The 25,923-nt window shown below is 68.6% G+C and carries 20 protein-coding genes, 2 tRNA genes and 1 pseudogene; 20 read left to right on the top strand and 3 right to left on the bottom strand.

Annotated elements, in window-relative coordinates; all coding sequences use genetic code 11:
• The first annotated feature begins 21 nt into the window (after positions 1 to 21).
• Positions 22 to 492 (top strand): HD domain-containing protein, encoded by a 471-nt coding sequence (locus tag ABZ532_RS04785; RefSeq protein WP_361279598.1) that lies wholly within the window; start codon positions 22 to 24, stop codon positions 490 to 492.
• Here ABZ532_RS04785 and ABZ532_RS04780 read toward each other — a convergent pair.
• Positions 419 to 1,696, bottom strand: coding sequence for an acyltransferase family protein (locus ABZ532_RS04780; RefSeq protein ID WP_361279597.1), 1,278 nt, complete (start codon positions 1,694 to 1,696; stop codon positions 419 to 421). The two genes, ABZ532_RS04785 and ABZ532_RS04780, sit on opposite strands and share 74 nt — an antisense overlap.
• 378 nt (positions 1,697 to 2,074) lie before the next feature.
• On the opposite strand from ABZ532_RS04780, the gene ABZ532_RS04775 reads away from it, so the two are divergent.
• On the top strand, positions 2,075 to 2,269 hold the full coding sequence (locus ABZ532_RS04775) for a hypothetical protein (protein WP_361279595.1): 195 nt from the start codon (positions 2,075 to 2,077) through the stop codon (positions 2,267 to 2,269).
• An 86-nt stretch (positions 2,270 to 2,355) separates the two neighbouring features.
• Here the strand turns inward: ABZ532_RS04775 and ABZ532_RS04770 are convergent.
• A tRNA-Gly gene (locus ABZ532_RS04770) sits at positions 2,356 to 2,426 on the bottom strand.
• Positions 2,427 to 2,593: 167 nt separating this feature from the next.
• On the opposite strand from ABZ532_RS04770, the gene ABZ532_RS04765 reads away from it, so the two are divergent.
• From ABZ532_RS04765 to clpX, 5 genes are all read left to right on the top strand, one after another.
• Positions 2,594 to 2,670: transfer RNA gene (locus ABZ532_RS04765), tRNA-Pro, on the top strand.
• A gap of 184 nt (positions 2,671 to 2,854) precedes the next feature.
• Complete coding sequence (gene tig, locus ABZ532_RS04760; RefSeq protein WP_361279594.1) at positions 2,855 to 4,228, top strand: trigger factor; 1,374 nt, start codon at positions 2,855 to 2,857, stop codon at positions 4,226 to 4,228.
• A 471-nt stretch (positions 4,229 to 4,699) separates the two neighbouring features.
• Positions 4,700 to 5,305 carry an ATP-dependent Clp protease proteolytic subunit gene (locus tag ABZ532_RS04755; protein WP_361279762.1) on the top strand — a complete coding sequence of 202 codons (606 nt, stop codon included), beginning with the start codon at positions 4,700 to 4,702 and terminating at the stop codon, positions 5,303 to 5,305.
• A 58-nt stretch (positions 5,306 to 5,363) separates the two neighbouring features.
• Positions 5,364 to 6,041, top strand: a complete 678-nt coding sequence (locus ABZ532_RS04750; protein WP_351566859.1) for an ATP-dependent Clp protease proteolytic subunit — start codon at positions 5,364 to 5,366, stop codon at positions 6,039 to 6,041.
• A 157-nt stretch (positions 6,042 to 6,198) separates the two neighbouring features.
• Entirely contained in the window at positions 6,199 to 7,482 is a 1,284-nt protein-coding gene (gene clpX, locus ABZ532_RS04745; RefSeq protein ID WP_361279593.1) for an ATP-dependent Clp protease ATP-binding subunit ClpX, read from the top strand.
• A gap of 340 nt (positions 7,483 to 7,822) precedes the next feature.
• Here clpX and ABZ532_RS04740 read toward each other — a convergent pair whose 3' ends face one another.
• Complete coding sequence (locus tag ABZ532_RS04740) at positions 7,823 to 8,839, bottom strand: hypothetical protein (protein ID WP_361279592.1); 1,017 nt, start codon at positions 8,837 to 8,839, stop codon at positions 7,823 to 7,825.
• A 137-nt stretch (positions 8,840 to 8,976) separates the two neighbouring features.
• Between ABZ532_RS04740 and ABZ532_RS04735 the strand changes: the two genes are divergently transcribed.
• From ABZ532_RS04735 to ABZ532_RS04675, 13 genes and pseudogenes are all read left to right on the top strand, one after another.
• A complete protein-coding gene (locus ABZ532_RS04735; RefSeq protein WP_361279591.1) occupies positions 8,977 to 11,598 on the top strand; it encodes a valine--tRNA ligase in 2,622 nt (873 codons plus the stop codon).
• A 176-nt stretch (positions 11,599 to 11,774) separates the two neighbouring features.
• Entirely contained in the window at positions 11,775 to 13,286 is a 1,512-nt protein-coding gene (locus tag ABZ532_RS04730; protein WP_361279590.1) for a folylpolyglutamate synthase/dihydrofolate synthase family protein, read from the top strand.
• A gap of 4 nt (positions 13,287 to 13,290) precedes the next feature.
• The gene (locus ABZ532_RS04725) at positions 13,291 to 13,656 is read left to right on the top strand and encodes a DUF4233 domain-containing protein (RefSeq protein WP_361279589.1); all 366 of its coding nucleotides are present in this window, start codon (positions 13,291 to 13,293) and stop codon (positions 13,654 to 13,656) included.
• An 87-nt stretch (positions 13,657 to 13,743) separates the two neighbouring features.
• Entirely contained in the window at positions 13,744 to 14,157 is a 414-nt protein-coding gene (gene ndk, locus ABZ532_RS04720) for a nucleoside-diphosphate kinase (protein WP_361279588.1), read from the top strand.
• A gap of 265 nt (positions 14,158 to 14,422) precedes the next feature.
• The gene (locus ABZ532_RS04715) at positions 14,423 to 15,442 is read left to right on the top strand and encodes a rod shape-determining protein (RefSeq protein WP_361279587.1); all 1,020 of its coding nucleotides are present in this window, start codon (positions 14,423 to 14,425) and stop codon (positions 15,440 to 15,442) included.
• 116 nt (positions 15,443 to 15,558) lie between these two features.
• Entirely contained in the window at positions 15,559 to 16,662 is a 1,104-nt protein-coding gene (gene mreC, locus ABZ532_RS04710) for a rod shape-determining protein MreC (RefSeq protein WP_361279586.1), read from the top strand.
• A gap of 25 nt (positions 16,663 to 16,687) precedes the next feature.
• Positions 16,688 to 17,356 carry a rod shape-determining protein MreD gene (gene mreD / locus ABZ532_RS04705; RefSeq protein ID WP_361279761.1) on the top strand — a complete coding sequence of 223 codons (669 nt, stop codon included), beginning with the start codon at positions 16,688 to 16,690 and terminating at the stop codon, positions 17,354 to 17,356.
• Positions 17,357 to 17,375: 19 nt separating this feature from the next.
• Complete coding sequence (mrdA, locus tag ABZ532_RS04700) at positions 17,376 to 19,544, top strand: penicillin-binding protein 2 (RefSeq protein ID WP_361279585.1); 2,169 nt, start codon at positions 17,376 to 17,378, stop codon at positions 19,542 to 19,544.
• A 1-nt stretch (position 19,545) separates the two neighbouring features.
• On the top strand, positions 19,546 to 20,745 hold the full coding sequence (rodA, locus tag ABZ532_RS04695) for a rod shape-determining protein RodA (RefSeq protein ID WP_361279583.1): 1,200 nt from the start codon (positions 19,546 to 19,548) through the stop codon (positions 20,743 to 20,745).
• A gap of 175 nt (positions 20,746 to 20,920) precedes the next feature.
• On the top strand, positions 20,921 to 22,591 hold the full coding sequence (locus tag ABZ532_RS04690) for a CYTH and CHAD domain-containing protein (protein ID WP_361279582.1): 1,671 nt from the start codon (positions 20,921 to 20,923) through the stop codon (positions 22,589 to 22,591).
• 82 nt (positions 22,592 to 22,673) lie between these two features.
• Positions 22,674 to 24,629 (top strand): TIGR03960 family B12-binding radical SAM protein, encoded by a 1,956-nt coding sequence (locus ABZ532_RS04685; protein WP_361279581.1) that lies wholly within the window; start codon positions 22,674 to 22,676, stop codon positions 24,627 to 24,629.
• A 103-nt stretch (positions 24,630 to 24,732) separates the two neighbouring features.
• Positions 24,733 to 25,278: a hypothetical protein gene (locus ABZ532_RS04680; RefSeq protein ID WP_361279580.1), complete on the top strand. Its 546-nt coding sequence runs from the start codon at positions 24,733 to 24,735 to the stop codon at positions 25,276 to 25,278.
• Between the two features lie 45 nt (positions 25,279 to 25,323).
• Positions 25,324 to 25,923 (top strand): annotated as a pseudogene (locus ABZ532_RS04675) (hypothetical protein); the annotation flags it as partial.

Raw genomic sequence — 25,923 nt, 5'->3', positions numbered from 1 at the left:
AGACGGCTTAGAGTCCCGTTCATGCCGTATCTCACCCTGACCGAGATCGAGGCCATCGCCCGTGAGGCCCACGCCGCCCAGCGGGACAAGGCCGGGCGCCCCTACACCGAGCACCTCCAGGCTGTGGCGGACGGTGTACGGGCCCGCGGCGGCAGCGACGAGCAGATCGCGGCCGCCTGGTTGCACGACGCCGTAGAGGACCATGCGCTGACCCGCGACTGGCTGGACGCCGCCGAACTGCCCGGGTCCGTCAAGGACATGGTCCTGGCCCTCACCAAGCACGAGGACGAGCCGCTCGCCGACTACACCCGTCGTGTCCTCGCGACCCCCGGCGCCCTGCTGGTCAAGGAGGCCGACCTCGCCCACAACGCGGACCCGGTGCGCCTCGCCGTGCTGGACGAGGCGACCCGGGACCGGCTCACCGGGAAGTACGCGACGGTACGGCGACTGCTCGGGCTGACGGGGACTGGGACACCGGCGACGGACGGCTGACACTTCGGCCGCCCCGGCTGTCCCGGCGGAAGGCCCAGGACAGATCGGGCTCCGTCGCCCAGCGCATGGCCCGTCGCACCGGAGGCGTACAGAGCAGTGTCACGGCGACGGCGATGGCCAGCGTCAGGACGATCTCCCCGGTGGGCGTGGCCAGCCACGGGTACTGCGGGACCAGATTCCGCCAGTCCAGAGTCTTCACCAGGAAGCCGTGCAGCAGATAGCCGCAGATGGTGCCCGCGCCGAGCACGGTGAACCAGGTGTGCCTGCGCGGCACCCAGGCCAGGAAGGCAGCCGTCAGCACCAGCGAGCACAGGAACAGCCCGGTGGTCATCACCGGCCCCGCCCACCAGGGCGCGTCCAGGTCCTCGGCGCCGGCCGAGTGGTAGAACCAGCCCATCCGGATGTGCGGCGCCACCAGATAGGCGACCGCTGTGGCTCCGGCGAACACCGGCAGGGCGAGCAGCCGCACCTCGCGCCTGCGCACGATCTGGAAGTGCTCCGGCTTCAGCAGCAGTCCCACCACGAAGAAAGGCAGGAACTGCAGGACCCGCTGGAGGTCGAGGTCCTGTCCGATGCCCGGGGTCAGCGAGCCGAGCGCGGCGATCACCAGGGCGACCGGCAGCGGGTGGCGCAGCGAGCGCCACAACGGGGTGGACAACCGCCAGACGAACAGCGCGATCAAAAACCAGGTGAGATACAGCGGATCGGTCATGCTGAACGGATAACCAGGGTCGTCGTCCGCCCAGCGCTTGAAGAGCGTGTACGCCACCTCGAACACGACGTACGGCACCACGACCCCGCTGACCAGCCGCTTCAGCTGATCGGGCCGGGCGGTGAAACTCCGTGAGAAGTAGCCCGAGATGATGATGAACGCCGGCATGTGGAAGGTGTAGACGAGCATGTACAGCGCCCGTGTGGCGCGGCTGCCCTCCATCACCGGCTCCCAGGCGTGTGCCATGGCCACCAGCACGATCGCCAGGTACTTGGCGTTGTCGAAGTAGGGGTCGCGTCTCGCGCCCTTGGGCGGTGCGCCCTCGGACGGCGCCCGGGCTGGTTCAGCCGTCACCGCCGTGGCTGGTGCCGCTGCTGTCGCGGCCTTCTCCGCGGTCGCCGTCGTCGTCGCGTGCGCTGTGGGGACGGGTTCCGGATCCCGGGAAGCCTCGGGCGACCGGTCCCTCCGCAATGCATTCGGAGCCTGGAACATTCGAGGCACCTTAGCCGGGCTCATTGGATTACGTAAAACGTGCTCGACGATTCTTCCAATTCACCCATGAAACTACCGCCAAGCGCCCTGTATGCCCCAATTAATCCCCCTTGAACGGGGCAAGTTGTCCGTCCGGAAGGGGGTGGTGAATTTACTCACTGATATTGCTTGAATTTCTGGTAACCGGGCTGTGTGTATTTCGCAGAAGTGGGTAGACGGGGAGAGCGGACTCCGTGCTCCGCCGGATCCGCCGGCCGACGTTGTGTCAGCAGGCATCCGCCACCCGGTGGTTGGTGGCACGATGGGGTCGACGGGGGGTGTGCTGGGCCGCGTGCTTCCCGAGTTGGCTAGGTGGACCGACCGAGGGTGTGATCAGTTGTGGCCATTTCGCTGTCTGTGGTGCTGCTGTTGGCGATCATCCTCGTGGTGATGGTCCGCGGCGGTTCGATCAAGGCCGGGCCCGCGCTCGTCGCGGCGCTCTTCGGCTTCTTCCTCGCCTCGACGGGCATGGCGCCGTCGATCAACAACTTTCTCGACTCGATAGCTGACTCCATCAACGCGATCAAATTCTGACCGCGCCCAAGTGGGTCGTGTGAATCGCCAAACGCATCAGGGCCAGGCAGAGGAATCGACCTCTGACCTGGCCCTGAGCCATCAAGAGCGGGCGACGGGAATCGAACCCGCGTAGCTAGTTTGGAAGACTAGTGCTCTACCATTGAGCTACGCCCGCGAGGACCGCGCCATGGACTGCCGACGAAGGTCGTGGGCGCCGTGGCACGAAGAGCATCGTAGCGGGTCCGTGCCGGTGACCGCACACCCATTCCTTCCACGGCGCGTGTGTGCAACAAAGGGGTCTGACCACCGCCTTCGGGCATGTACCCTACGTGTCGCACCGAACGGGGTGTGGCGCAGCTTGGTAGCGCGTCCGCTTTGGGAGCGGAAGGCCGTGGGTTCAAATCCCGCCACCCCGACCAGTCACGTACACCTTCAAGGTCACGTTGTGGGGCTCGTCCCGCTTGCGGTTACTATGCAAGCTGCGTGCCCGTGTGTCTGACGAGTGTCTGAAGAACCGGGCCCGATCCGCTGAGCCGCCGCCGGCACCACACGCTGCGATGAGCCCAGCAAACCCCAGTATTCAGCCACCAAGGAGACCGAACCGTGAAGAGCGCCGTGGAGACCCTGAACCCGACCCGGGTTCGGCTCACTGTCGAGGTGCCCTTCGAGGAGCTCAAGGCCAGCCTCGACGCGGCGTACAAGAAGATCAACCAGCAGGTCACGGTCAAGGGCTTCCGTAAGGGCAAGATCCCGGCCCGGGTCATCGACCAGCGGTTCGGCCGCGCGGCGGTGCTGGAGGAGGCGGTCAACGACGCCCTCCCGAAGTTCTACACCGAGGCGGTCAACGAGGCGGAGATCAACCCCCTCGGCCAGCCCGAGGTGGACATCACGGAGCTGAAGGACGGCGAGACGCTGAACTTCACCGCCGAGGTCGATGTCCGCCCGACCGTCGAGATCCCGGACTACTCCGGCATCGAGGTCGAGGTCGACGCCATCGAGGTCAGCGACGAGGACATCGAGAAGTCCGTGGAGGAGCTCCGCTCCCGCTTCGCCTCCACCTCCCCGGTCGAGCGCGCCGCCGCCGAGGGCGACGTCGTGACGGTCGACCTCGAGGCCAAGGTCGACGGCGAGGTCCTCGCGGACGGCGTGGCCGACGGTGTGCAGTACACCATCGGCTCCGGTGAGCTGCTCGACGGCATCGACGAGGCCGTCACCGGCCTCGAGGCCGGCGGTGAGGCCACCTTCACCTCCGAGCTGAAGGGCGGCTCCGCGCAGGGCAAGGAGGCCGAGGTCACCGTCAAGGTCACCCAGGTCGCCGCCCGCGAGCTGCCTGAGCTGGACGACGAGTTCGCGCAGATGGCGAGCGAGTTCGACACTCTCGAGGACCTGAAGGCCGACAGCCGCAAGCGCCTCGAGAACATGAAGCAGTACGACCAGGCCACCCAGGCCCAGGAGCGTGTCCTCGACAAGCTCCTCGAGCTGGTCGAGGTCCCGATCCCCGAGAAGCTGCTCGAGGACGAGGTCAACACCCGCAAGCACAACCTTGAGCACCACCAGCTGGGCCAGATGGGCCTCGATCTCGCCAAGTACCTGGAGATCCAGGGCAAGACGGCCGAGGAGTTCGACGCCGAGACCAAGGACCAGGCGGTCAAGGGCATCAAGACCCAGTTCATCCTGGACGAGCTGGTCTCCAAGGAGAAGCTGAACGTCAGCCAGGAGGAGCTCACCGAGCACCTCATGCGCCGCGCCGCCTCCTCCGGCATGTCCCCCGACCAGTTCGCCCAGGCGATCGTCGAGGGCGGCCAGGTTCCGATGCTCGTGGGCGAGGTCGCCCGCGGCAAGGCCCTCGCCACGGTGGTCGAGGCCGCCACGGTCAAGGACACCAACGGCGAGATCGTCGACCTCGGCGAGGACGACGACGAGGCCGAGACCGAGGCCGAGGCGTCCACCGAGGACGCCGAGAAGACCGAGGCCTGAGCCTCACCCCCCAACGGGTGCTGACGGGCCCGGCCGCATGACGCGGCCGGGCCCGTTTCCTTTGGGCTCGGGCCCCCCTTGCTTCGGCGGGAGGAAGGCCCGCCAGGGGGTTCAGACGCGCGCCGACGACCGATCATGCTCGGCCGTCCGTACCTCGCGGCCTGCGCGTGTTCTCCCTTTCGGCGTATGCGCTCTCCCTGCCTCCGGCGGGAGACCACCCCCCAATTCGGTCACCCGTCGGCGGGCCAGGGCTCTGCCTCCCCGGCACCGGGGCCACCTTGCGCTCCCAGCGAACAGTTCCGGAACCGGGATGGCCGCCGCCCACCAGCGCGTTAGGGTCCATGAATACGAGGGCAGGGGAGTAATCGCCTCCGGGATCGCCCGGGGGGAGTTCTCCGCCCCGGCAGTACTACAGACGCTGAGACGGCCGCAGCCGTCAGAGACGAGCAGGTGGATTACGTGACGATTCTGATGCCTAACGCCGCCGGTGAGCCGTCTATCGGTGGGGGCCTCGGCGACCAGGTCTACAGCCGGCTGCTCGGCGAGCGCATCATCTTCCTGGGCCAGCAGGTCGACGACGACATCGCCAACCGCATCACGGCGCAGCTCCTTCTGCTGGCCGCGGACCCCGAGAAGGACGTCTACCTCTACATCAACAGCCCCGGTGGCTCGGTGTCGGCCGGCATGGCCATCTACGACACCATGCAGTACATCCCGAACGACGTCGTGACCATCGGCATGGGCATGGCGGCCTCCATGGGCCAGTTCCTGCTCACCGGTGGCAGCGAGGGCAAGCGCTTCGCGCTGCCGCACACCGACATCCTCATGCACCAGGGCTCCGCCGGCATCGGCGGCACCGCGTCGGACATCAAGATCCAGGCCGAGTACCTGCTGCGCACCAAGCAGCGGATGGCGGAGATCACCGCGCACCACTCCGGCCAGACGGTCGACAAGATCATCCGCGACGGTGACCGCGACCGCTGGTTCACGGCTGAGGAAGCCAAGGACTACGGGCTCATCGACGAGATCATCTCCAACGCTTCGAACGTCCCGGGCGGCGGCGGCACCGGGGCCTGAGCTGCTCCGCCCCGGCTCAGCCCCCAACCCCTCCTCCAGCCCGCGATACGCCACCAGGATGGTGAACACCGACATGCAGAACAACCTCTCCGCGAGCGGCCTCTACACGGGCCCGCAGGTGGACAACCGCTACGTCGTCCCCCGCTTCGTCGAGCGCACCTCCCAGGGCGTGCGCGAGTACGACCCGTACGCGAAGCTCTTCGAGGAGCGCGTGATCTTCCTCGGCGTGCAGATCGACGACGCCTCCGCCAACGACGTCATGGCGCAGCTGCTGTGCCTGGAGTCGATGGACCCGGACCGCGACATCTCGATCTACATCAACAGCCCGGGCGGCTCCTTCACCGCGCTGACCGCGATCTACGACACGATGCAGTTCGTGAAGCCGGACATCCAGACGGTGTGCATGGGCCAGGCGGCCTCCGCCGCCGCAGTGCTGCTGGCCGCCGGTACCCCCGGCAAGCGCATGGCTCTGCCGCACGCCCGTGTGCTGATCCACCAGCCGTCCTCCCAGACCGGCCGCGAGCAGCTCTCCGACCTGGAGATCGCCGCCAACGAGATCCTGCGCATGCGTGAGCAGCTCGAGGAGATGCTGGCCAAGCACTCCTCCACGCCGATCGAGAAGGTCCGCGAGGACATCGAGCGCGACAAGATCCTCACGGCCGAGGACGCCCTCGCGTACGGCCTGGTCGACCAGATCGTGTCGACCCGCAAGAGCACGGCCGCAGCGGCCGCCTGACACCTTGCCGTCCCTTGGCGTGGTGCACGGGCGTGGTGTACGTCAAATGTGAACCACGCCAAGGGGGGCCCGAACGAGGGTCCCGGCAAGGTACCGTCGGATATGAGGCACCAGGAGCCGCTGAACCAAGCGCTCCCAGGCGAAGGGGAAGCACCTCGTGGCACGCATTGGTGATGGCGGCGATCTGCTCAAGTGCTCGTTCTGCGGAAAGAGCCAGAAGCAGGTGAAGAAGCTCATCGCAGGCCCCGGGGTGTACATCTGCGACGAGTGCATCGACCTCTGCAACGAGATCATCGAGGAGGAGCTCGCCGAGACCTCCGAGGTGCGGTGGGAGGAACTTCCCAAGCCGCGCGAGATCTACGAGTTCCTCGAGGGTTACGTCGTCGGGCAGGAGCCCGCGAAGAAGGCACTCTCGGTCGCGGTGTACAACCACTACAAGCGCGTCCAGGCCGGTGAGAACGGCGGCGCGCAGGGCCGGGACGACGCGATCGAGCTCGCCAAGTCCAACATCCTGCTTCTCGGTCCCACCGGCTCGGGCAAGACCCTGCTGGCCCAGACGCTGGCCCGGATGCTCAATGTCCCGTTCGCCATCGCCGACGCCACGGCGCTCACCGAGGCGGGCTATGTCGGCGAGGACGTCGAGAACATCCTGCTGAAGCTGATCCAGGCCGCCGACTACGACGTGAAGAAGGCCGAGACCGGGATCATCTACATCGACGAGATCGACAAGGTCGCCCGTAAGAGCGAGAACCCGTCGATCACCCGCGATGTCAGCGGCGAGGGCGTCCAGCAGGCCCTGCTGAAGATCCTGGAGGGCACGACCGCCTCCGTACCGCCGCAGGGCGGGCGCAAGCACCCCCATCAGGAGTTCATCCAGATCGACACGACGAACGTGCTGTTCATCGTGGGTGGTGCCTTCGCCGGCCTCGAGAAGATCATCGAGTCGCGGGCGGGCGCCAAGGGCATCGGTTTCGGCGCCACGATCCGCTCCAAGCGGGAGATCGAGGCCAGCGACCAGTTCCAGGAGGTCATGCCCGAGGACCTGGTGAAGTTCGGCATGATCCCCGAGTTCATCGGGCGTCTCCCGGTCATCACCTCGGTGCACAACCTGGACCGCGAGGCCCTGCTCAAGATCCTCGTCGAGCCGCGCAACGCACTGGTCAAGCAGTACCAGCGGCTGTTCGAACTCGACGGCGTGGAGCTGGACTTCGACCGCCCGGCGCTCGAGGCGATCGCCGACCAGGCGATCCTGCGCGGTACCGGCGCCCGTGGGCTCAGGGCCATCATGGAAGAGGTCCTGATGTCGGTGATGTACGAGGTGCCGTCCCGCAAGGATGTGGCACGCGTGGTCATCACGGCGGACGTCGTGCACAACAACGTGAACCCCACGCTGGTGCCGAGGATCGTGAAGCACGACGGGCGGCACGAGAAGTCGGCCTAGGGCGTGTTGCGAAAGTAGCGCCGTCCGCCCGGAGGGGTGGGGCTCGCGGCGTCTGGTGCGTGCGATCGCAAGGCGGAGGGTCGTCCTCGTACTGGACGTCTTGGATGAGTCCGACAACGCAACGAGTGTGCGTGCTGGGGGCACCTCCCAGGCGAAGCTCTGGGGGAGTCGCGCGCCAGGCGGGACTTTCGCAACACGCCCTAGGCCCGGACGGGGCCGACCCCGCCTCAGCGGAGCGTTCACGGTACCCGGGCCAAGGCCAAGCACGGTACCCAAGCCAGGAAGGGCGCCCGCCGGTCGTATCGACCGGCGGGCGCCCTTCGTATGCCCGTGCGGATGATCAGGCCTTGACGCGGACCGCGTTGCGGAGCTTGGCCGTGATGTCCATGGCCGTGTCCTTGTCCACGCCCTTGGCCGCGTCGCCCGGGGACACCATCGCGATGGTGCTGTAGTCGGCCCAGATGCAGAACCAGTCGGTCTTGACCTGCTTGGTGACCGGGTCAGGGCCTTCCGCGGCCTGGCACTTCATGATGCCGTTGTCGAAGCCGTCGGGGCTGACCTCTTCGGGCGTCCCGATGAGCTTTCCCTTGGCTGTGTCCTTGCCGCTGTCCTCGGCGGACTCCTTGTTGATCTCTGCGAAGAGCCCGTCCAGAGCCTTCTTCGGGTCGTCGATCTTGCCGTAGGCGCCGAAGAACGAGATGCCCTTGGCCGTCTTCATGTCAGGCATCGAACTGGGGTCCGACGGGTTGAACTTGCCGATGTCGGCCGTCGTGTACTGGGCGAGGATGGACTTGGCGTCCTTGACCCCGCTCTTCTCCAGTTCGCCGGTGACGGACTTGTCCTTGCTGCCGGCCTCGCCGTCTTTGGTCACACGGTTGTAGTCGCCGAGGACCTTCGCGGGGGTGGTGAGCTTGTGCGCGCCGTCGTCCGCGAGTGTCGAGCCGCCGCCGAGCACGAAGTACGCGCCCACACCGATGGCCACGACCACCGCGACCGCGCCGAGGATCAGCCCCGTCTTCTTGCCGCCGCCGCCCTGCGCCGGCGGCGGGTACGCTCCCGGGCCCGCGCCGTATGGGGGCTGCTGCGCCGGCTGGCCGTACGGCCCCGGCTGCTGCCCGTAGGGACTGGGCTGCTGGGGCGGCTGGCCGTAGGGACCGGGCTGCTGGGGCTGGCCCGGGTAGCCGTAGCCGGGCGGCGTGCCGGGCTGCGGCGGCGCACCCTGCGGTGCACCGTAGCCGGGCTGGGCGGGAGCCTGCGGCGGCTGGCCGTACGGACCCGGCTGCTGGGGCGGCTGGCCGTAGGGTCCTGGCTGCTGGGGCGGCTGACCGCCGTACGGGCCCGGCTGGTTGTAACTCATTACTGGGTTCCCCTCCAGGTGCTTATGCGTTCCGAACATCCTGTCGGAACCGGCAGCGCCCCGCTGCACGGGGTCTCGGACCGTTACGGAAGATTCCCGTTTCAGAACGCGACCGTGACACCTCTAAACTGTGGCCCGTGACCGAGAACACTCAGCATCAGCCAGCCAGCAACCCCGAACTGCCGACCCAGTACGCGCCGGCCGAGGTAGAGGGGAAGCTGTACGAGCGCTGGGTAGAGCGCGGTTACTTCGAAGCGGACGCGAAGAGCGAGAAGCCCCCGTACACGATCGTCATCCCGCCGCCGAACGTCACCGGCAGCCTGCACCTGGGCCATGCCTTCGAGCACACGCTGATCGATGCCCTCACCCGCCGCAAGCGGATGCAGGGCCACGAGACGCTGTGGCAGCCCGGTATGGACCACGCGGGTATCGCCACGCAGAACGTCGTCGAGCGTGAGCTGGCCAAGGAGGGCAAGTCCCGGCACGACCTGGGCCGTGAGGCGTTCGTCGAGCGCGTCTGGCAGTGGAAGGGCGAGTCGGGCGGCCAGATCTCCGGGCAGATGAAGCGCCTGGGCGACGGTGTCGACTGGTCCCGCGAGCGCTTCACCATGGACGAGGGCCTGTCGAAGGCTGTCCAGACCATCTTCAAGAAGCTCTACGACGACGAGCTGATCTACCGCGCCGAGCGCATCATCAACTGGTGCCCGCGCTGTCTGACGGCCATCTCGGACATCGAGGTCGAGTATCAGGACGACGACGGCGAGCTGGTCTCGATCCGGTACGGCGAGGGCGACGACTCCATCGTCGTCGCGACCACCCGGGCCGAGACGATGCTGGGCGACACCGCCGTCGCGGTCCACCCCGAGGACGAGCGCTACAAGCACCTCGTCGGCCGCGAGATCGAGCTGCCGCTCACCGGCCGCCGGATCCCCGTCGTCGCCGACGAGCACGTCGACCCGGAATTCGGCACGGGCGCGGTCAAGGTCACGCCCGCCCACGACCCCAACGACTTCGAGATCGGCCAGCGGCACGGCCTGCCGAACCTCGCCGTCATGGACGAGCGCGCGGTCATCACCGCGCACGGGCCGTTCCAGGGCCTGGACCGGCTGGAGGCCCGCAGCGCCATCGTCGCCGCCCTGCGCGCCGACGGCCGGATCGTCGCCGAGAAGCGCCCGTACGTCCACTCGGTCGGCCACTGCTCGCGCTGCAAGACCACCATCGAGCCGCGGCTGTCCATGCAGTGGTGGGTCAAGGTCGGCCCGCTGGCGCAGGCCGCCGGTGACGCGGTCCGCGACGGCAAGGTCAAGATCCACCCGCAGGAGATGGAGAAGCGGTACTTCGACTGGGTCGACCACCTCCACGACTGGTGCATTTCGCGCCAGCTCTGGTGGGGCCACCGCATCCCGGTCTGGTACGGCCCGAACGGCGAGATCGTCTGCGTCGGCCCCGACGAGCAGCCACCGTCCGGCGATGGCTGGACCCAGGAGACCGATGTCCTGGACACCTGGTTCTCGTCCGGTCTGTGGCCGTTCTCCACGCTCGGCTGGCCCGAGCAGACCGAGAGTCTCGCGAAGTTCTACCCGAACTCGGTCCTGGTCACCGGCTACGACATCCTCTTCTTCTGGGTCGCCCGGATGATGATGTTCGGCCTGTACGCGATGGACGGCACCCCGCCGTTCCACACCATCGCCCTGCACGGCATGGTCCGCGACCAGTTCGGCAAGAAGATGTCGAAGTCCTTCGGCAACGCGGTCAACCCGCTGGACTGGATGGACAAGTACGGCTCCGACGCGCTGCGCTTCACGCTGGCGCGCGGCGCCAACCCGGGTGTCGACGTCCCGATCGGCGAGGACTGGGTCCAGGGCTCGCGCAACTTCGCCAACAAGATCTGGAACGCCACGCGCTTCGCGCTGATGAACGGCGCCACGGTCGAGGGCCCGCTGCCCTCGACCGAGCGGATGTCGGCGACCGACCGCTGGATCCTGTCGCGGCTGAACACGGTGGTCGCCGAGGTCGACGCGTACTACGAGGACTACCAGTTCGCCAAGCTGTCCGACGCGCTGTTCCACTTCGCGTGGGACGAGGTCTTCGACTGGTACGTCGAGCTGTCCAAGACCACGTTCCAGGCGGGCGGCGAGGCGGCCGAGGTCTCCAAGCGCGTCCTCGGAGAGGTCCTCGACGTCACCCTGAAACTGCTGCACCCGATCGTGCCGTTCGTCACCGAGACCCTCTGGACCACTCTTACGGGTGGTGAGTCGGTCGTCATCGCCGACTGGCCGACCGACAGCGGCTTCCGCGACCAGGCGGCCGAGCGGGAAATCGGGTCCCTCCAGTCCGTGATCACCGAGGTCCGCCGTTTCCGCGCCGACCAGGGCCTCCAGCCCGGCCAGCGGGTCCCCGCCCGCCTCAGCCTCGACGGCACCGCGCTGGCCCCGCACGAGGCGGCCATCCGGCAGCTCCTGCGGCTCCAGCCGGAGGGCGACGGCTTCACCGCGACCGCCACCCTTCCGGTCGCGGGCGCCGAGGTGGCGCTGGACCTGTCCGGCACCATCGACGTGGCGGCGGAGCGCAAGCGCCTCGCCAAGGACCTGGCGGCGGCGCAGAAGGAGCGCCAGCAGGCGGAGGCCAAGCTGGGCAACGAAGCGTTCCTGGCCAAGGCCCCGGACAACGTGGTCGAGAAGATCCGTGCGCGGCTCGCGAAGGCGGACGAGGACATCACGCGCATCGAGAACCAGCTCGTGAAGCTGCCCCAGGGCTGAGTCGTACAAAGCCCGACAGGCCCCCGGAGACGAACCTGGCGAAGCCAGGCTCCGGGGGCCTCGTGCGTGCACGGGCCAGGTCATGACCGGGGGCCTCGGGGGTCGATTGCGTCACGTCCGCCCGTTACACCCCCGGCCCCGTCGGCTCCGCCGCGCGGCCTCCGTAAACTGGCTGCGTGAGTGAGCAGCAGCCGCGCCCCTTCGATGACCCCGACGCGTTCGACGAGATCGTCGACGCCGAATCCGACCGCGACCCGGACCTGGCGGTGATCGAGGCCGGCAGCCGTACGCTGCGCACCCAGGCCGGGCCGCCCCGTGGTGACCAGGTGCCCGCGCGCCCCGCCGATCCCGAGGTGGACAAGGCCCTGCGTGAGATCGAGCAGGAGCTGGCGAGCCGCTGGGGCGAGACCAAGCTGGAGCCGTCCGTCAGCCGGATCAGGGCGCTGATGGACCTTCTTGGGGAGCCGCAGCAGGCGTACCCCTCGATCCACATCACGGGCACCAACGGCAAGACCTCCACCGCCCGCATGATCGAGGCGCTGCTCGGCGCCTTCGAGCTGCGCACCGGTCGCTACACCTCCCCGCACGTCCAGTCGATCACCGAGCGGATCAGCCTCGACGGGCTGCCGATGGAGGCCGAGCGCTTCATCTCGACCTACCAGGACATCAAGCCGTACGTCGACATGGTGGACGCCTCCCAGGACTACCGGCTCTCCTTCTTCGAGGTGCTGACCGGCATGGGGTACGCAGCCTTCGCCGACGCGCCGGTGGACGTGGCCGTGGTCGAGGTCGGCATGGGCGGCGGCTGGGACGCGACCAACGTCATCGACGGTTCGGTGGCCGTGATCACCCCGATCTCCCTGGACCACACCGACCGGCTCGGCGGCACTCCCGCCGAGATCGCCGCCGAGAAGGCGGGGATCATCAAGCAGGGCGCCACGGTCATCCTGGCGCAGCAGCCGGTCGAGGCCGCGCAGGTCATGCTGAAGAAGGCCGTCGAGGCGGACGCCACGGTGGCCCGCGAGGGCATGGAGTTCGGTGTGGTCTCCCGTGAGGTCGCGGTGGGCGGACAGCTCGTGACCCTGCGCGGGCTCGGCGGGGAGTACGAGGAGGTCTTCCTCCCGCTCCACGGCGCCCACCAGGCGCACAACGCGTCGGTGGCGCTGGCCGCGGTCGAGGCGTTCTTCGGGGTCGGCGACCAGCACGCCCGCACGCTCGACATGGAGACCGTGCGTGCCGCCTTCGCCTCCGTCACCTCCCCGGGCAGGCTCGAGGTCGTACGCCGCAGCCCGACCGTCATCCTGGACGCCGCGCACAACCCCGCGGGCGCGCGGGTCACCGCCGACGGTGTCACGGAGGCGTTCGGGTTCTCCCGGCTCATCGGCGTGGTCGGCGCGAGCGACGACAAGGACGTGAAGGCCGTGCTCGAGGCCTTCGAGCCGGTCTTCACGGAGATCGTCGTCACCCAGAACTCCAGCCACCGCGCCATGAACGCCGACGAGCTGGCGGCGATCGCCGTGGAGGTCTTCGGCGACGAACGCGTGGTCGTCGAACCAAGGCTCGATGACGCTCTGGAAGCCGCGATCACGCTGGCCGAGGAGGAGGCGGAGTATTCGGGCGCCGGGGTCCTTGTGACCGGTTCCGTGATCACGGTCGGCGAGGCCCGGCTGCTGCTCGGGAAGGGGTGAAAGAATGCGTACGCTCTGTGCCTCCACTCTGATCGGTGAATTCTTCGTCATCGGCTTCGCCGGCCTCGTCGCCATGAAGAATCCCGATCTGTCCATGGCCACGGTCTGGACGGTGTGCGGGATCGCGATGGTCCTCTCGGTACTGCTGTGCGGAATGATCACCCGTCCAGGTGGGGTGCAGCTCGGCTGGGCCCTTCAGCTCGGGCTGATCGCCAGCGGCTTCGTCGTACCGACGATGTTCATCCTGGGCGTGGTCTTCGCGGGGCTGTGGTGGGCGTCCGTGCACTACGGCCGCAAGGTGGACGAGGCGAAGGCCAGGTTCGCGCGGCAGGAGACCGCCGCGGCGGCACCGGGCCCGGAAGCCGGCTGAGCCCGGGCCGGACGCTGGCTGAGGGGTCGCTCGGGGCGCCCTGTAGCCTCTGAAGTGCAGTAAATCCACACTCGAAGGAGCCCGCACGTGAGCCAGCGCACGCTCGTCCTGCTCAAGCCCGACGCCGTCCGCCGCAGTCTGATCGGCGAGATCATCGGCCGCATCGAGCGGAAGGCCGGCTGGCAGATCACCGCGCTGGAGCTGCGCGAGCTGGACCAGGACACGCTGGAGCAGCACTACGGCGAGCACAAGGGCAAGCCCTTCTACGAGCCGCTGGTGGCCTTCATGTCCTCCGGCCCCGTAGTGGCCTTGGTGGTCGAGGGTGAGCGGGTCATCGAGGGCGTGCGCGCCCTGGCGGGCCCGACCGACCCGATCGCCGCCGCGCCGGGTTCCATCAGGGGTGACTTCGGCACGATCGTCCGGGAAAACCTGATCCATGCCTCGGACTCCGAGGAGTCCGCCGTGCGGGAGCTGAAGATTTTCTTCCCGGGCCTTTCCTGATCAGTCGTCAGCCATGCAGTGCCCATAGCCTGGGGCGACCGAAGGAATTTCGGTCGCCCTTCGGTATACGTACTGTCATAGCGGGAACGCTTCACCCCGACTCATCGTCACCCTTATTGAGGTGGGCCCAGCGCGCGGTTGCCCCGCATGCGGCACTACGATGGGAACCCTTCACGTCGCATGACCCTCCTCGCCTACCTGAAAAGCCATCAAAGCTCGATTTGGGAAGGCCCGACGCATCCTCATGGGAAACAAGGGGAACTCAATGTCGTTCATCGGCCGTGACATGGCTGTCGACCTCGGGACCGCCAACACGCTGGTGTACGTCAGGGGCCGTGGGATCGTCCTCAACGAGCCCTCCGTCGTCGCCATCAACACCAACACCGGCGGCATCCTCGCGGTGGGCTCCGAAGCCAAGAAGATGATCGGCCGTACGCCGGGGAACATCGTGGCGGTTCGCCCGCTGAAGGACGGTGTGATCGCCGACTTCGAGATCACCGAGCGGATGCTCCGCTACTTCATCCTCAAGATCCACAAGCGCCGCTGGGCGGCGCGTCCCCGGATCGTGGTCTGTGTGCCGTCCGGGATCACCGGGGTGGAGCGCCGTGCCGTCATCGAGGCGTCGACCCAGGCCGGTGCCCGCCAGGTGCACATCATCGAGGAGCCGATGGCCGCCGCGATCGGTGCCGGTCTCCCGGTCCACGAGGCCACCGGCAACATGGTCGTGGACATCGGCGGCGGTACCACCGAGGTGGCCGTGATCTCCCTCGGCGGCATCGTCACGGCGCAGTCCATCCGGGTCGCGGGCGACGAACTGGACAACGCGATCATCCAGCACGTCAAGAAGGAGTACAGCCTCCTGCTCGGTGAGCGGACCGCCGAGAGCATCAAGCTCACCATCGGTTCGGCCTTCGACCTGGCGGAAGACGAGCACACCGAGATCCGCGGGCGTGACCTGGTCTCCGGTCTGCCCAAGACCGTGGTCATCTCCGCCGCCGAGGTGCGCAAGGCCATCGAGGAACCGGTCAACGCGATCGTGGACGCCGTGAAGACCACGCTCGACAAGTGCCCGCCCGAGCTCTCCGGTGACGTCATGGACCGCGGCATCGTCCTCACCGGTGGCGGCGCCCTGCTGCGCGGTCTCGACGAGAGACTGCGTCATGAGACCGGCATGCCCATCCACATCGCCGAGGACCCCCTGGACTCGGTGGCGCTCGGTTCGGGCAAGTGCGTCGAGGAGTTCGAGGCGCTCCAGCAGGTGCTCGACGCCCAGCCGCGCCGGTAACGCACAACTGCGGACCTCGATATAGGGCACAGAGCCACCCCACGCACATCGGGCACACCAGCCACACCCGGAACACCTAGTTCGACAGTCCGACGAGGAAGGCACGGCCGCCGCACGTGAGGGACACCAAAGAGAGCCGGCTGCTCCTGGTCCTGCTGATCGCCATCGCGTTCGCGCTGATCACGGTGGACATCAGGGGCGGTCAGGAGTCACCGGTGGACGGCGCCCGGCAGGCCGCCGCCACTGTCTTCGGACCGGTCGAGAACGGTGTGGCGGCGGCCGTCGACCCGCTCGGCAACGCGATAGGAGCGATCCGCGACTCGGGCAAGCGCCACGACCGCATCGCCGTGCTCGAACGGGAGAACGCCGCCCTCAAGGTGCGGCTCGGCAGTGACGCCCGCAACCAGAGCCGCGTCCGGCAGCTCGACGCCATGCTGAAGAAGGCCGCCAGCGGCCAGTACGGCATCAAGGGCGCGGAGGTCGTCGCCATAGGGGCGGCCCAGGGCTTCTCGTGGACCGTGACCATCGACATCGGCTCGCGGGACGGCATCGCCCGCGACATGACGGTGATCAACGGTGACGGGCTGGTCGGCCGGGTCACCACGGTGGGACCGGACACCTCGACCGTACTGCTCGCCAGCGACCCGGACTTCACCGTCGGCACCCGGATGGAACGCACCGACGAACTGGGCTTCGCGACCGGCCAGGGCGACCGGCCGCTCTCCGTGCAACTCCTCAACGGCAAGGCCAAAGTGCGCAAGGGCGACCGGCTGGTCACCTTCGGCTCCCAGGCAGGACGGCCGTTCGTGCCCGGTGTACCGGTCGGCGAGGTCGTCCGGGTCGACCCCTCGGGTGGGGACCTGACCCGGAACATCTCGGTACGCCCGTATGTGTCGTTCTCCAAGCTGGACATCATCGGCGTGGTGGTCCAGGCTCCCCGCACCGATCCGCGCGACTCGGTCCTGCCACCGAAGCCCAAGGCGAAGCCGACGCCGACGGTCACCGTCACGGTGACACCGTCAGCCGGCACCGACGGCGCAGGCGATGCCGATGGCGCGGACGCCGCCGCCGACGCCCCCGGCACGGCCACGGCGCCGGACGACACACCCGGCACGGACCCTGGTACGGGCACGGACGCGGACACCGCCGCACGCAGAGACCCGGCCGCACCCACGGACACAGGCAGCGCCGGTACGGACACCGGCACGGACGACGAGTAGCGAAAGGACGAAGGAGCCGACCATGATGCGCTTCAACCGGATGCTGCTCTCCACCACCCTCGTCGTGGTTGCCCTGGTCATCCAGGTCACCGTGCTGGCGAGGCTCCAGCTCCCGGGCGCCGTCCCCGATCTGATGCTGCTCGTCGTGCTCGCCCTCGCACTCGTGTACGGGCACACCAGCGGCGCGCTCATCGGATTCGGGGCGGGCCTGCTGACCGATCTCGCCCCGCCCGCCGACCACGCCGCCGGGCGCTACGCCCTCGTGCTGTGTCTCATCGGCTACTGCGCGGGCCTGTTCAAGCCGGACAACGGCAGGCTCAACTCGGCCACCGCTCCGATGCTCGTGGTCGTCGGCGCCGCGATCGGATCGACCCTGCTCTACGCGAGCGTCGGGGCTCTCGTCGGCGACACCGCCGCACGCCATGTCGGCCTCGGCTCACTGATGTTCACCGCGGCCGTGTACGACCTGCTGCTGGCACCGTTCACCGTGCCGCTGATCATGGCTCTGGCCAGACGGGCGGAGAACGATCCGTTGTCCGAGAGCCAGGCCGGCGCGGGCGACGTGTCCGGCGGCTGGACCTCCTTCGGCACCGGGCTGCGCATCGGCAGCCAGCGCGGCGGAGGACTGCGGGTGAAGGCGGCCAAGTCGAGGGCTTCTCGGGCGGGCCGTATCAAGGGCATCAAGCGACTGTGACCTGAGGGGGTTCGGCAGCGTGACCAACATTCCCGAGACCGGGCGGACGCCTCGGGTGCAGATCCGGCTGGTGGTCATCCAGGTCCTGGTCTTCTCACTCCTCGCCACCCTCGGCGGGAGGCTCTGGTACATCCAGATCCGCAACGGTGACGAGTACGCCAGGGAGGCATCGGGCAACGGCGTCCAGCAGGTCGTCCAGCCCGCCGTCCGCGGCTCCATTCTCGACGCCCGCGGTGTGCCGCTCGCCGACAACGAGACCCGCCTCGTGGTCTCCGCCTCGCGCACCGAGCTGCTGAAGATGAAGGACGACGGCAAGGGCGTGCTCACCCGGCTCGCCGGGGTCCTCGGCATGAAGCCGAAGGACGTCATGGACAAGGTCCGGCTGTGCGACTCCGAGACCCCGCAGCCCTGCTGGAACGGTTCGCCCTACCAGCCCATCCCGGTCACCGACGAGGCCACCACCCAGCAGGCCCTCCAGATCCGCGAACGCGCCGAGGACTTTCCCGGGATCACCGCGGAGCCCACCGCCGTACGCCGTTACCCGGCCCCCGGCAAGTCGAACACCGCCCAGGTGCTCGGCTATCTCTCACCCGTCACCGACGAGGAGCTGGAGAAGGCGAAGGACAGCGACTCGCCCTACCTCCGCTCCGACCAGGTCGGCCGCTCGGGTCTGGAGCGCACCTACGACAAGGAGCTGCGGGGAAAGGCCGGCGTCACCCGCTACGAGGTCGACAATCTCGGACGCGTCATGGGCGAGGCCAAGGCAGACAAGGCCGAGCCGGGCGCCAATGTGGTCACCTCCATCGACGCCCGCGTCCAGGCGGTCGCCGAGTGGGAGCTGAACAACGCGATGAAGGAGGCCCGCAAGGTCTTCGACGACAACACCGGCGAGAACTACAAGGCCGACTCCGGAGCCGTCGTGGTCATGGAGGCCAAGACCGGCCGGATCGTGGCGATGGCCTCACTGCCCACCTACGACCCCAACGCCTGGGTCGGTGGGATCTCCGCCAAGGACTACGCCCAGCTCACCGGAAAGAAGTCCAACTTCCCGCTGCTCAACCGGGCCATCCAGGGCCAGGCGGCCCCCGGCTCGATCTTCAAGGTCGTCCCCACCACCGCCGCGGTCAACGCGGGCTACGACTTCAACGGCCGCTACCCCTGCCCGAGCTCGTACTCGATCGGCAACCAGGTCTTCACCAACTTCGAGTCCCAGGGCCACGGCAGCATCACCCTGGGCCAGGCCCTCGAGGTGTCCTGCGACACCGTCTACTACGCGCTCGCCCACCAGCAGTGGAAGAAGGACGGCGGGATCAAGCCGAAGAAGAACCCCGCCGACTGGTTCTACAAGACCGCCCACCAGTTCGGCCTCGGCGCCGAGACCGGGATCGACCTGCCCAACGAGGTCACCGGCCGCGTCCCGGACCGCCGCTGGAAGCAGAAGTTCTGGGAGGCCAACAAGGACTACTGGTGCAAGATCGGCAAGAAGGGCGGCTCGTACATCCAGCAGCTCTCCTACGAGAACTGCCTCGAAGGCAATCTCATGCGCGCCGGTGACTCCGTCAACTACTCGATCGGGCAGGGCGACACGCTCGTCACCCCCATCCAGATGGCCACCATCTACGGCGCCATCTCCAACGGCGGCACGCTCTACAACCCGAGCGTCGGCAAGGCGGTCGTCAGCGCGGACGGCAAGCGGGTGCGGGAGATCAAGCCCGCGTCCCACGGCAAGCTGCCGATGAGCACCAAGACCCGGGCGTTGATAGACGAAGCCCTCGCGGGAGTCGCGACCCGCGGTACCGCCGCCTGGCGATTCGGTGGCTGGCCGCAGGACAAGATCCCGATGCACGCCAAGACCGGTACGGCCGAGGTCCACGGCAAGCAGACGACCTCGTGGTTCGCCACGTACACCAAGGAGTACTCGATCATCATGACGATCTCCCAGGGTGGTACGGGCTCCGGGGCTTCCGGGCCCGCCGTGCGCAACATCTACAACGCCCTCTACGGACTCGACATGGAAGGGAACCAGGACCTGAAGAAGGCCCTGCTGCCCCAGCCGCAGAAGGCGCTGCCCAAGGTCCAGCCCGACGGCTCCATCGACGCGCCCGCCATCAAGCCCTACGCCCCGCAGGCCCCGAAGCCGGAAGAGCCGGTACTCGCGGGTCCGCCCGCCACGGGACGGAGGGACTGACGTGTCCGGATCCAACGGCTTCTCGGTCGCCCGGTACTCGCCCGACCGCGGCTCCTGGGCGAGGCTCACCGCCCGCGACTCGATACTGCGCCGGCTCGACTGGCCGATGCTCCTGTCCGCCATCGCGCTCTCCGTCATCGGCGCGCTGCTGGTGTGGTCGGCCACCCGGAACCGAACCGAGCTCAATCAGGGCGACCCGTACTACTTCCTCTTCCGCCATGCGTTGAACACCGGGATCGGCCTGGCGCTGATGGCGGGGACCGTCTGGCTCGGCCACCGCACCCTGCGCGGAGCCGTGCCGGTGCTGTACGGGATCTCGGTGCTGCTGGTCCTGCTGGTGCTGACCCCGCTCGGCGCCACCATCAACGGCGCCCACGCCTGGATCGTCATCGGCGGCGGCTTCTCGCTCCAGCCCTCCGAATTCGTGAAGATCACGATCATTCTGGGGATGGCGATGCTGCTCGCGGCCCAGGTCGACGCCGGGGACCAGGAAATCCCCGACCACAGGATCGTCGCCAAGTCGCTGGGCCTCGCGGCCGTCCCGATGGGGATCGTCATGCTGATGCCGGACCTCGGCTCGGTCATGGTGATGGTGGTGATCGTGCTCGGGGTGCTGCTGGCCTCCGGGGCCTCCAACCGCTGGGTACTCGGACTGATCGGCGCCGGAGTCGCGGGCGCGGTACTCGTCACCATGCTCGGACTGCTCGACGAGTACCAGATCAACCGTTTCGCGGCCTTCGCCAACCCCGAGCTCGACCCGGCCGGTGTCGGCTACAACACCAACCAGGCGCGTATCGCCATCGGCTCCGGCGGACTGCTCGGCACCGGTCTCTTCAAGGGCTCCCAGACCACCGGCCAGTTCGTCCCCGAGCAGCAGACCGACTTCGTCTTCACGGTGGCGGGGGAGGAGCTGGGCTTCCTCGGAGCCGGTTTCATCCTCTTCCTGCTCGGCGTGGTGCTGTGGCGGGCCTGCCGGATCGCCCGCGAGACCACCGAGCTGTACGGGACCATCGTCGCGGCGGGGATCATCGCCTGGTTCGCCTTCCAGGCCTTCGAGAACATCGGGATGACCCTCGGCATCATGCCCGTGGCCGGACTGCCGCTGCCGTTCGTCTCGTACGGCGGTTCGTCGATGTTCGCGGTCTGGGTGGCGGTCGGACTGCTCCAGTCGATCAAGGTGCAGCGCCCCATGTCCGCGTGAGTGCTCCGGGGAAAGCACGGGTGGGTGGCGTGAGTGCTTCGGTCGTCCGCGGCACCGTCGTGGCTGGTCGCGACGTTCGCCGCGGTGCTTCGGGGCGCTGCCGGCCGCAGCGGAACCCGCCGGAGCTGCTGACCGCGTACTGACGCAAGGCCGCCGGGCGGTCTAGATTTTCTTCATGGCGGACACGAAGCGAGAGATCGAGCGGAAGTACGAAGCCACCGGAGAGACCCGCGTCCCCGACCTGACCGGCCATGGCGGGGTCCACGACGTCACCGACAGAGGCGTCACCGAACTCGACGCCGTCTACTACGACACCACCGGGCTGCGGCTCGCCGCCGACGGGATCACGCTGCGCCGCCGCACCGGCGGCGGTGACGAGGGCTGGCATCTGAAGTTCCCCGTGGCCACGGGAATCCGCGACGAGATCCACGCCCCTCTCGCCGACGCACTGCCCAGGGCCCTGCACGCGCTGCTCCGATCCCGCGTACGCGACGACGCCCTCGTGCCCGTCGTCCGGCTGCTCTCCTCCCGGAAGGTCAGCCATCTCGCCGACGCCCAGGGGGAGCTGCTGGCCGAGCTCAGCGTCGACTCCGTACGGGCCGAGCGCCTCGGCGACGGCGGTGGCACCGCTTCCTGGACGGAGATCGAGGTCGAACTCGCCGACGACACCGACCCCGCGGTGCTCGACGCCCTCGACAAGCGTCTGCGCAAGGCGGGCATCCGCCGCTCGTCGGCGGCGTCCAAACTGGCACGCGCGCTCGAGGAGACATCGGAGCCCCCCGGGACCCGCACGGAGCCCGCCCAGGCGCCGCCACCCGTGCCCGTGGCCGACTCCGCCGAAGTGCTGGAGTCGACCCGTGCCGCCGACACCGCGCCGCGGCGTAGGGGCAAGGGGCACACCGCCCCCAAGGCGCCGCAGGCCGCGGAGACCGTCCGGGACCGCGGGGCCCGGCTGAAGCGGAAGCACGCGGGCGAGTACGTGCTCGCCTATCTGAGGGAGCAGCGGGACGCCATCATCGCGCTGGACCCCGCCGTACGCCGCGATCTGCCCGACGCGGTCCATCAGATGCGCGTGGCCACCCGCCGTATGCGCAGCGGCTTCAAGACCTACCGGAAGATCATCGACCGTGCCGTCACCGACCCGGTCGGCGACGAGCTCAAGTGGCTCGCCGGTGAGCTCGGCGTCGCCCGTGACCAGGAAGTGCTGGCCGAACGGCTCCTCGCCCGGATCGAGGCGCTCCCCAGGCCCCTGCTTCTGGGCCCGGTACGCGGACGCCTGCGGACCTGGGGGACGGCCCACCGCTCCGACGCACGCCGCCGCTCCGTCGCCGTACTGGACGGCAAGCGCTACCTCGGCCTCCTCGACACGCTGGACGCCCTCCTCGACGAACCACCGCTGCTCAAGGCCGCCACCGCCGACCCTGCCACCGCCCTGCCCAAGGCCGTGATCAGGGACTACGAACGGCTCGCCCACCGGGTCGAGCGCGCTCTCGGCCTCCCCGCGGGCCATGAGCGCGACCTCGCCATGCACGACGCCCGCAAGGCCGCCAAGCGGGCCCGCTACGCGGCCGAAGCCGCCACCCCCGCCCTGGGCAAACCGGCCAGGAAGCTCGCCCGGCGGATGAAGTCCGTACAGACCGTGCTCGGCGACCACCAGGACAGCGTCGTCGCCCGCGGCACACTGCGCGACCTGGCGATCCAGGCCCACGCGGCGGGGGAGCCCTCCTTCACCTGGGGGCTGCTCCACGGCCATGAGGAGGCCCTGGCGGCGCGGCGGGAGCGTGAGCTGCCCGGAGTGTGGGCAAAGGCCTCAAGGCCGGGACTGCGGGCGTCACTCTCCAAGTGAGCTTCCGGCAATGGCGTACGAGGGGTGATTCCGTCCGGGTTACGCTTGAGAATCGCCCCCTGCCAGTCCACGAAGGTTCCAGATGTCTGCCGAGTCGGTCTTCCCACAGCTCGAAGCTCTGCTCCCGCATGTGCAGAAGCCCATCCAGTACGTCGGCGGTGAGCTGAATTCCACCGTCAAGCCGTGGGACGAGTGCGACGTCCGCTGGGCACTGATGTACCCCGACGCGTACGAGGTCGGGCTGCCCAACCAGGGCGTCATGATCCTCTACGAGGTACTGAACGAGCGCGAGGGCGTGCTCGCCGAGCGCACCTACAGCGTCTGGCCGGACCTCGAGGAGCTGATGCGCGAGCACGACGTCCCGCAGTTCACCGTGGACAGCCACCGCCCGGTGAAGGCGTTCGACGTGTTCGGCCTGAGCTTCTCCACCGAGCTCGGCTACACCAACATGCTGACGGCCCTCGACCTCGCGGGCATCCCGCTGGAGGCCAAGGACCGCACGATCGACGACCCGATCGTGCTCGCGGGCGGCCACGCGGCGTTCAACCCCGAGCCCATCGCCGACTTCATCGACGCGGCCGTGATCGGCGACGGCGAGCAGGCCGTCCTGGAGATCACCGGAATCATCCGTGCCTGGAAGGCGGAAGGCCGCCCCGGTGGCCGAGAGGAGCTGCTCCTCCGGCTCGCCAAGACCGGCACCGTGTACATCCCGGGCTGCTACGACGTCGAGTACCTGCCGGACGGCCGCATCGGCCGCGTCGTCCCCAACAAGTCCGGTGTGCCGTGGCGCGTGTCCAAGCACACCGTGATGGACCTCGACGAGTGGCCCTACCCCAAGCAGCCCCTGGTCCCCCTGGCCGAGACCGTGCACGAGCGGATGTCCGTGGAGATCTTCCGCGGCTGCACCCGCGGCTGCCGCTTCTGCCAGGCCGGAATGATCACCCGCCCGGTGCGGGAGCGCAGCATCACCGGCATCGGCGAGATGGTCGAGAAGGGCCTCAAGGCGACCGGTTTCGAGGAGGTCGGCCTGCTCTCGCTGTCCTCCGCAGACCACACCGAGATCGGCGACATCGCCAAGGGCCTCGCGGACCGGTACGAAGAGGACAAGATCGGGCTTTCCCTCCCGTCCACCCGTGTCGACGCCTTCAATGTCGACCTGGCCAACGAGCTCACCCGCAACGGCCGCCGCTCCGGTCTGACCTTCGCTCCCGAAGGCGGCTCCGAGCGGATGCGCAAGGTCATCAACAAGATGGTCTCGGAAGAGGACCTGATCCGCACCGTCGCCACCGCGTACGGCAACGGCTGGCGCCAGGTGAAGCTGTACTTCATGTGCGGCCTGCCCACCGAGACGGACGACGACGTGCTCCAGATCGGCGACATGGCGGTCAACGTCATCGCCAAGGGACGCGAGGTGTCCGGAGCGAACGACATCCGCTGCACGGTGTCGATCGGCGGCTTCGTCCCCAAGCCCCACACCCCCTTCCAGTGGGCCCCTCAGCTTTCCGCCGAGGAGACCGACGCCCGCCTCGAGAAGCTGCGCGACAAGATCCGCGGCGACAAGAAGTACGGCCGCTCGATCGGCTTCCGCTACCACGACGGCAAGCCGGGCATCGTCGAGGGTTTGCTCTCCCGCGGTGACCGCCGTGTCGGCGCCGTCATCCGCGCCGTCTACGAGGACGGCGGCCGCTTCGACGGCTGGCGCGAGCACTTCTCGTACGACCGCTGGATGCAGTGCGCGGAGAAGACGCTGCCGGAGTTCGGCGTCGACGTCGACTGGTACACCACGCGCGAGCGCGCGTACGAGGAGGTCCTGCCCTGGGACCACCTCGACTCCGGTCTCGACAAGGACTGGCTCTGGGAGGACTGGCAGGACGCGCTCGACGAGACCGAGGTCGAGGACTGCCGCTGGACGCCGTGCTTCGACTGCGGTGTCTGCCCGCAGATGGACACGACCATTCAGATCGGCCCCACCGGCAAGAAGCTGCTGCCGCTCACGGTGAAGCAGCCTGCCGCTGCCCCCGGCGGTCACACGCACTGACCCCCGGCGTCGGGGCGCGCCGTGGTGCGCCGTGTGCGTGTGCCGGGGCCGACGTGCCGTCGCGGTGGTTGCGTCCTCGACGGGCGACGGCCACCGTGAGCGGATGCTTCTCGTTCCGGGCTTGATGTGGCAGCGGGGGCCGGCGACCCGGGCAGTGGGCGCCGGCCTCGCCGCCGGCGTCTTCTTCGGGGCCTTCGTCCTCATCGAGGCGCAGTCCTGGCCGGGCGCCGCGGTGGTCTTCGTGGTGCTGAGCCTGTTCTACGGGACCCGGGTGGCGCGCCGGATGCACAGGCTCTGGCCAGCGGCCAAGGGCATGAACCGTGCCGACCGCGCGGCCGTGGTACGCGCCACCCGGCGCGGCGAGGCCGTCGACGATCCCCGGCTGGCGCCCTCGGTGGTCGAGTACGCCGAGGCCCTGCACCGGGCCGCCGACGAGGACCGGCTGCGTCGCTGGGCCGTCCTGCTCGTGACCGTGCTCGCGGTCGCTCTCGCCGTCTACGACACCGTGAAGGGCACCACCGGCGAGACCGTCGCCTCCTGGCTGCTGGTCGTGCTTCTCCTCGCTGACCTGATGTGGTGGCCCCTCAGACGGGACCGCCTGCTGGCCCGGGCCGACCAGGCAGCGGCTGCGGCCGGCCGCGACATGTGAAGCCGGCGCGCGTCGCCGGGAACCCCGGGGCCGCTTGTCGCGTCCATGCACACCGTGGAACTGGAGAAACGCGCAGAGCCGACCGAAGCCGAAGGCTGCCTCACGGTCGCCGTCAGGATTCCGGTGCGGATCGTGGTCCTGCTGGTCGTCGTGCCCGTACGCATGGTCTGGGATCTGCTCGTCGTCTGCGCCAAGCTGCTGGACCGGGTGCTGCTGCGCCCGCTGGGACGGGCGCTTGCCTACGTGTACGAGACCGTGCTGGTCCCCGTCGGGCGGGCCATCGCCTGGATGGCCACCCTGGTCGCCAAGGCCCTCTTCTACTGGCCGTGGGCCGGCCTGTGGCGCTATGTGATCGTGCCGGTCGCCACGTATGGCATCGCCATGCCGCTCCTCTGGCTCTACCGGAACGTGCTCACCCCGCTCGGGCATGGGCTGGTGTGGGTGTACCGGGTGCTGGTGGTGCCGTTTGGCCGGGGTGTGGGCTGGTTGGTGTGGGCGGTGTTCGTGTGGCCGTGGACCGCGTTGTACCGGTGGGTGCTGACTCCGGTGGGGCATGGGCTGGTGTGGGTGTACCGGGTGCTGGTGGTGCCGTTTGGCCGGGGTGTGGGCTGGTTGGTGTGGGCGGTGTTCGTGTGGCCGTGGACC

The organism is Streptomyces sp. NPDC019396, from assembly GCF_040632375.1.
Classification (GTDB): Bacteria; Actinomycetota; Actinomycetes; order Streptomycetales; family Streptomycetaceae; genus Streptomyces.
This window is presented reverse-complemented; position numbering and strand designations above follow the sequence as displayed.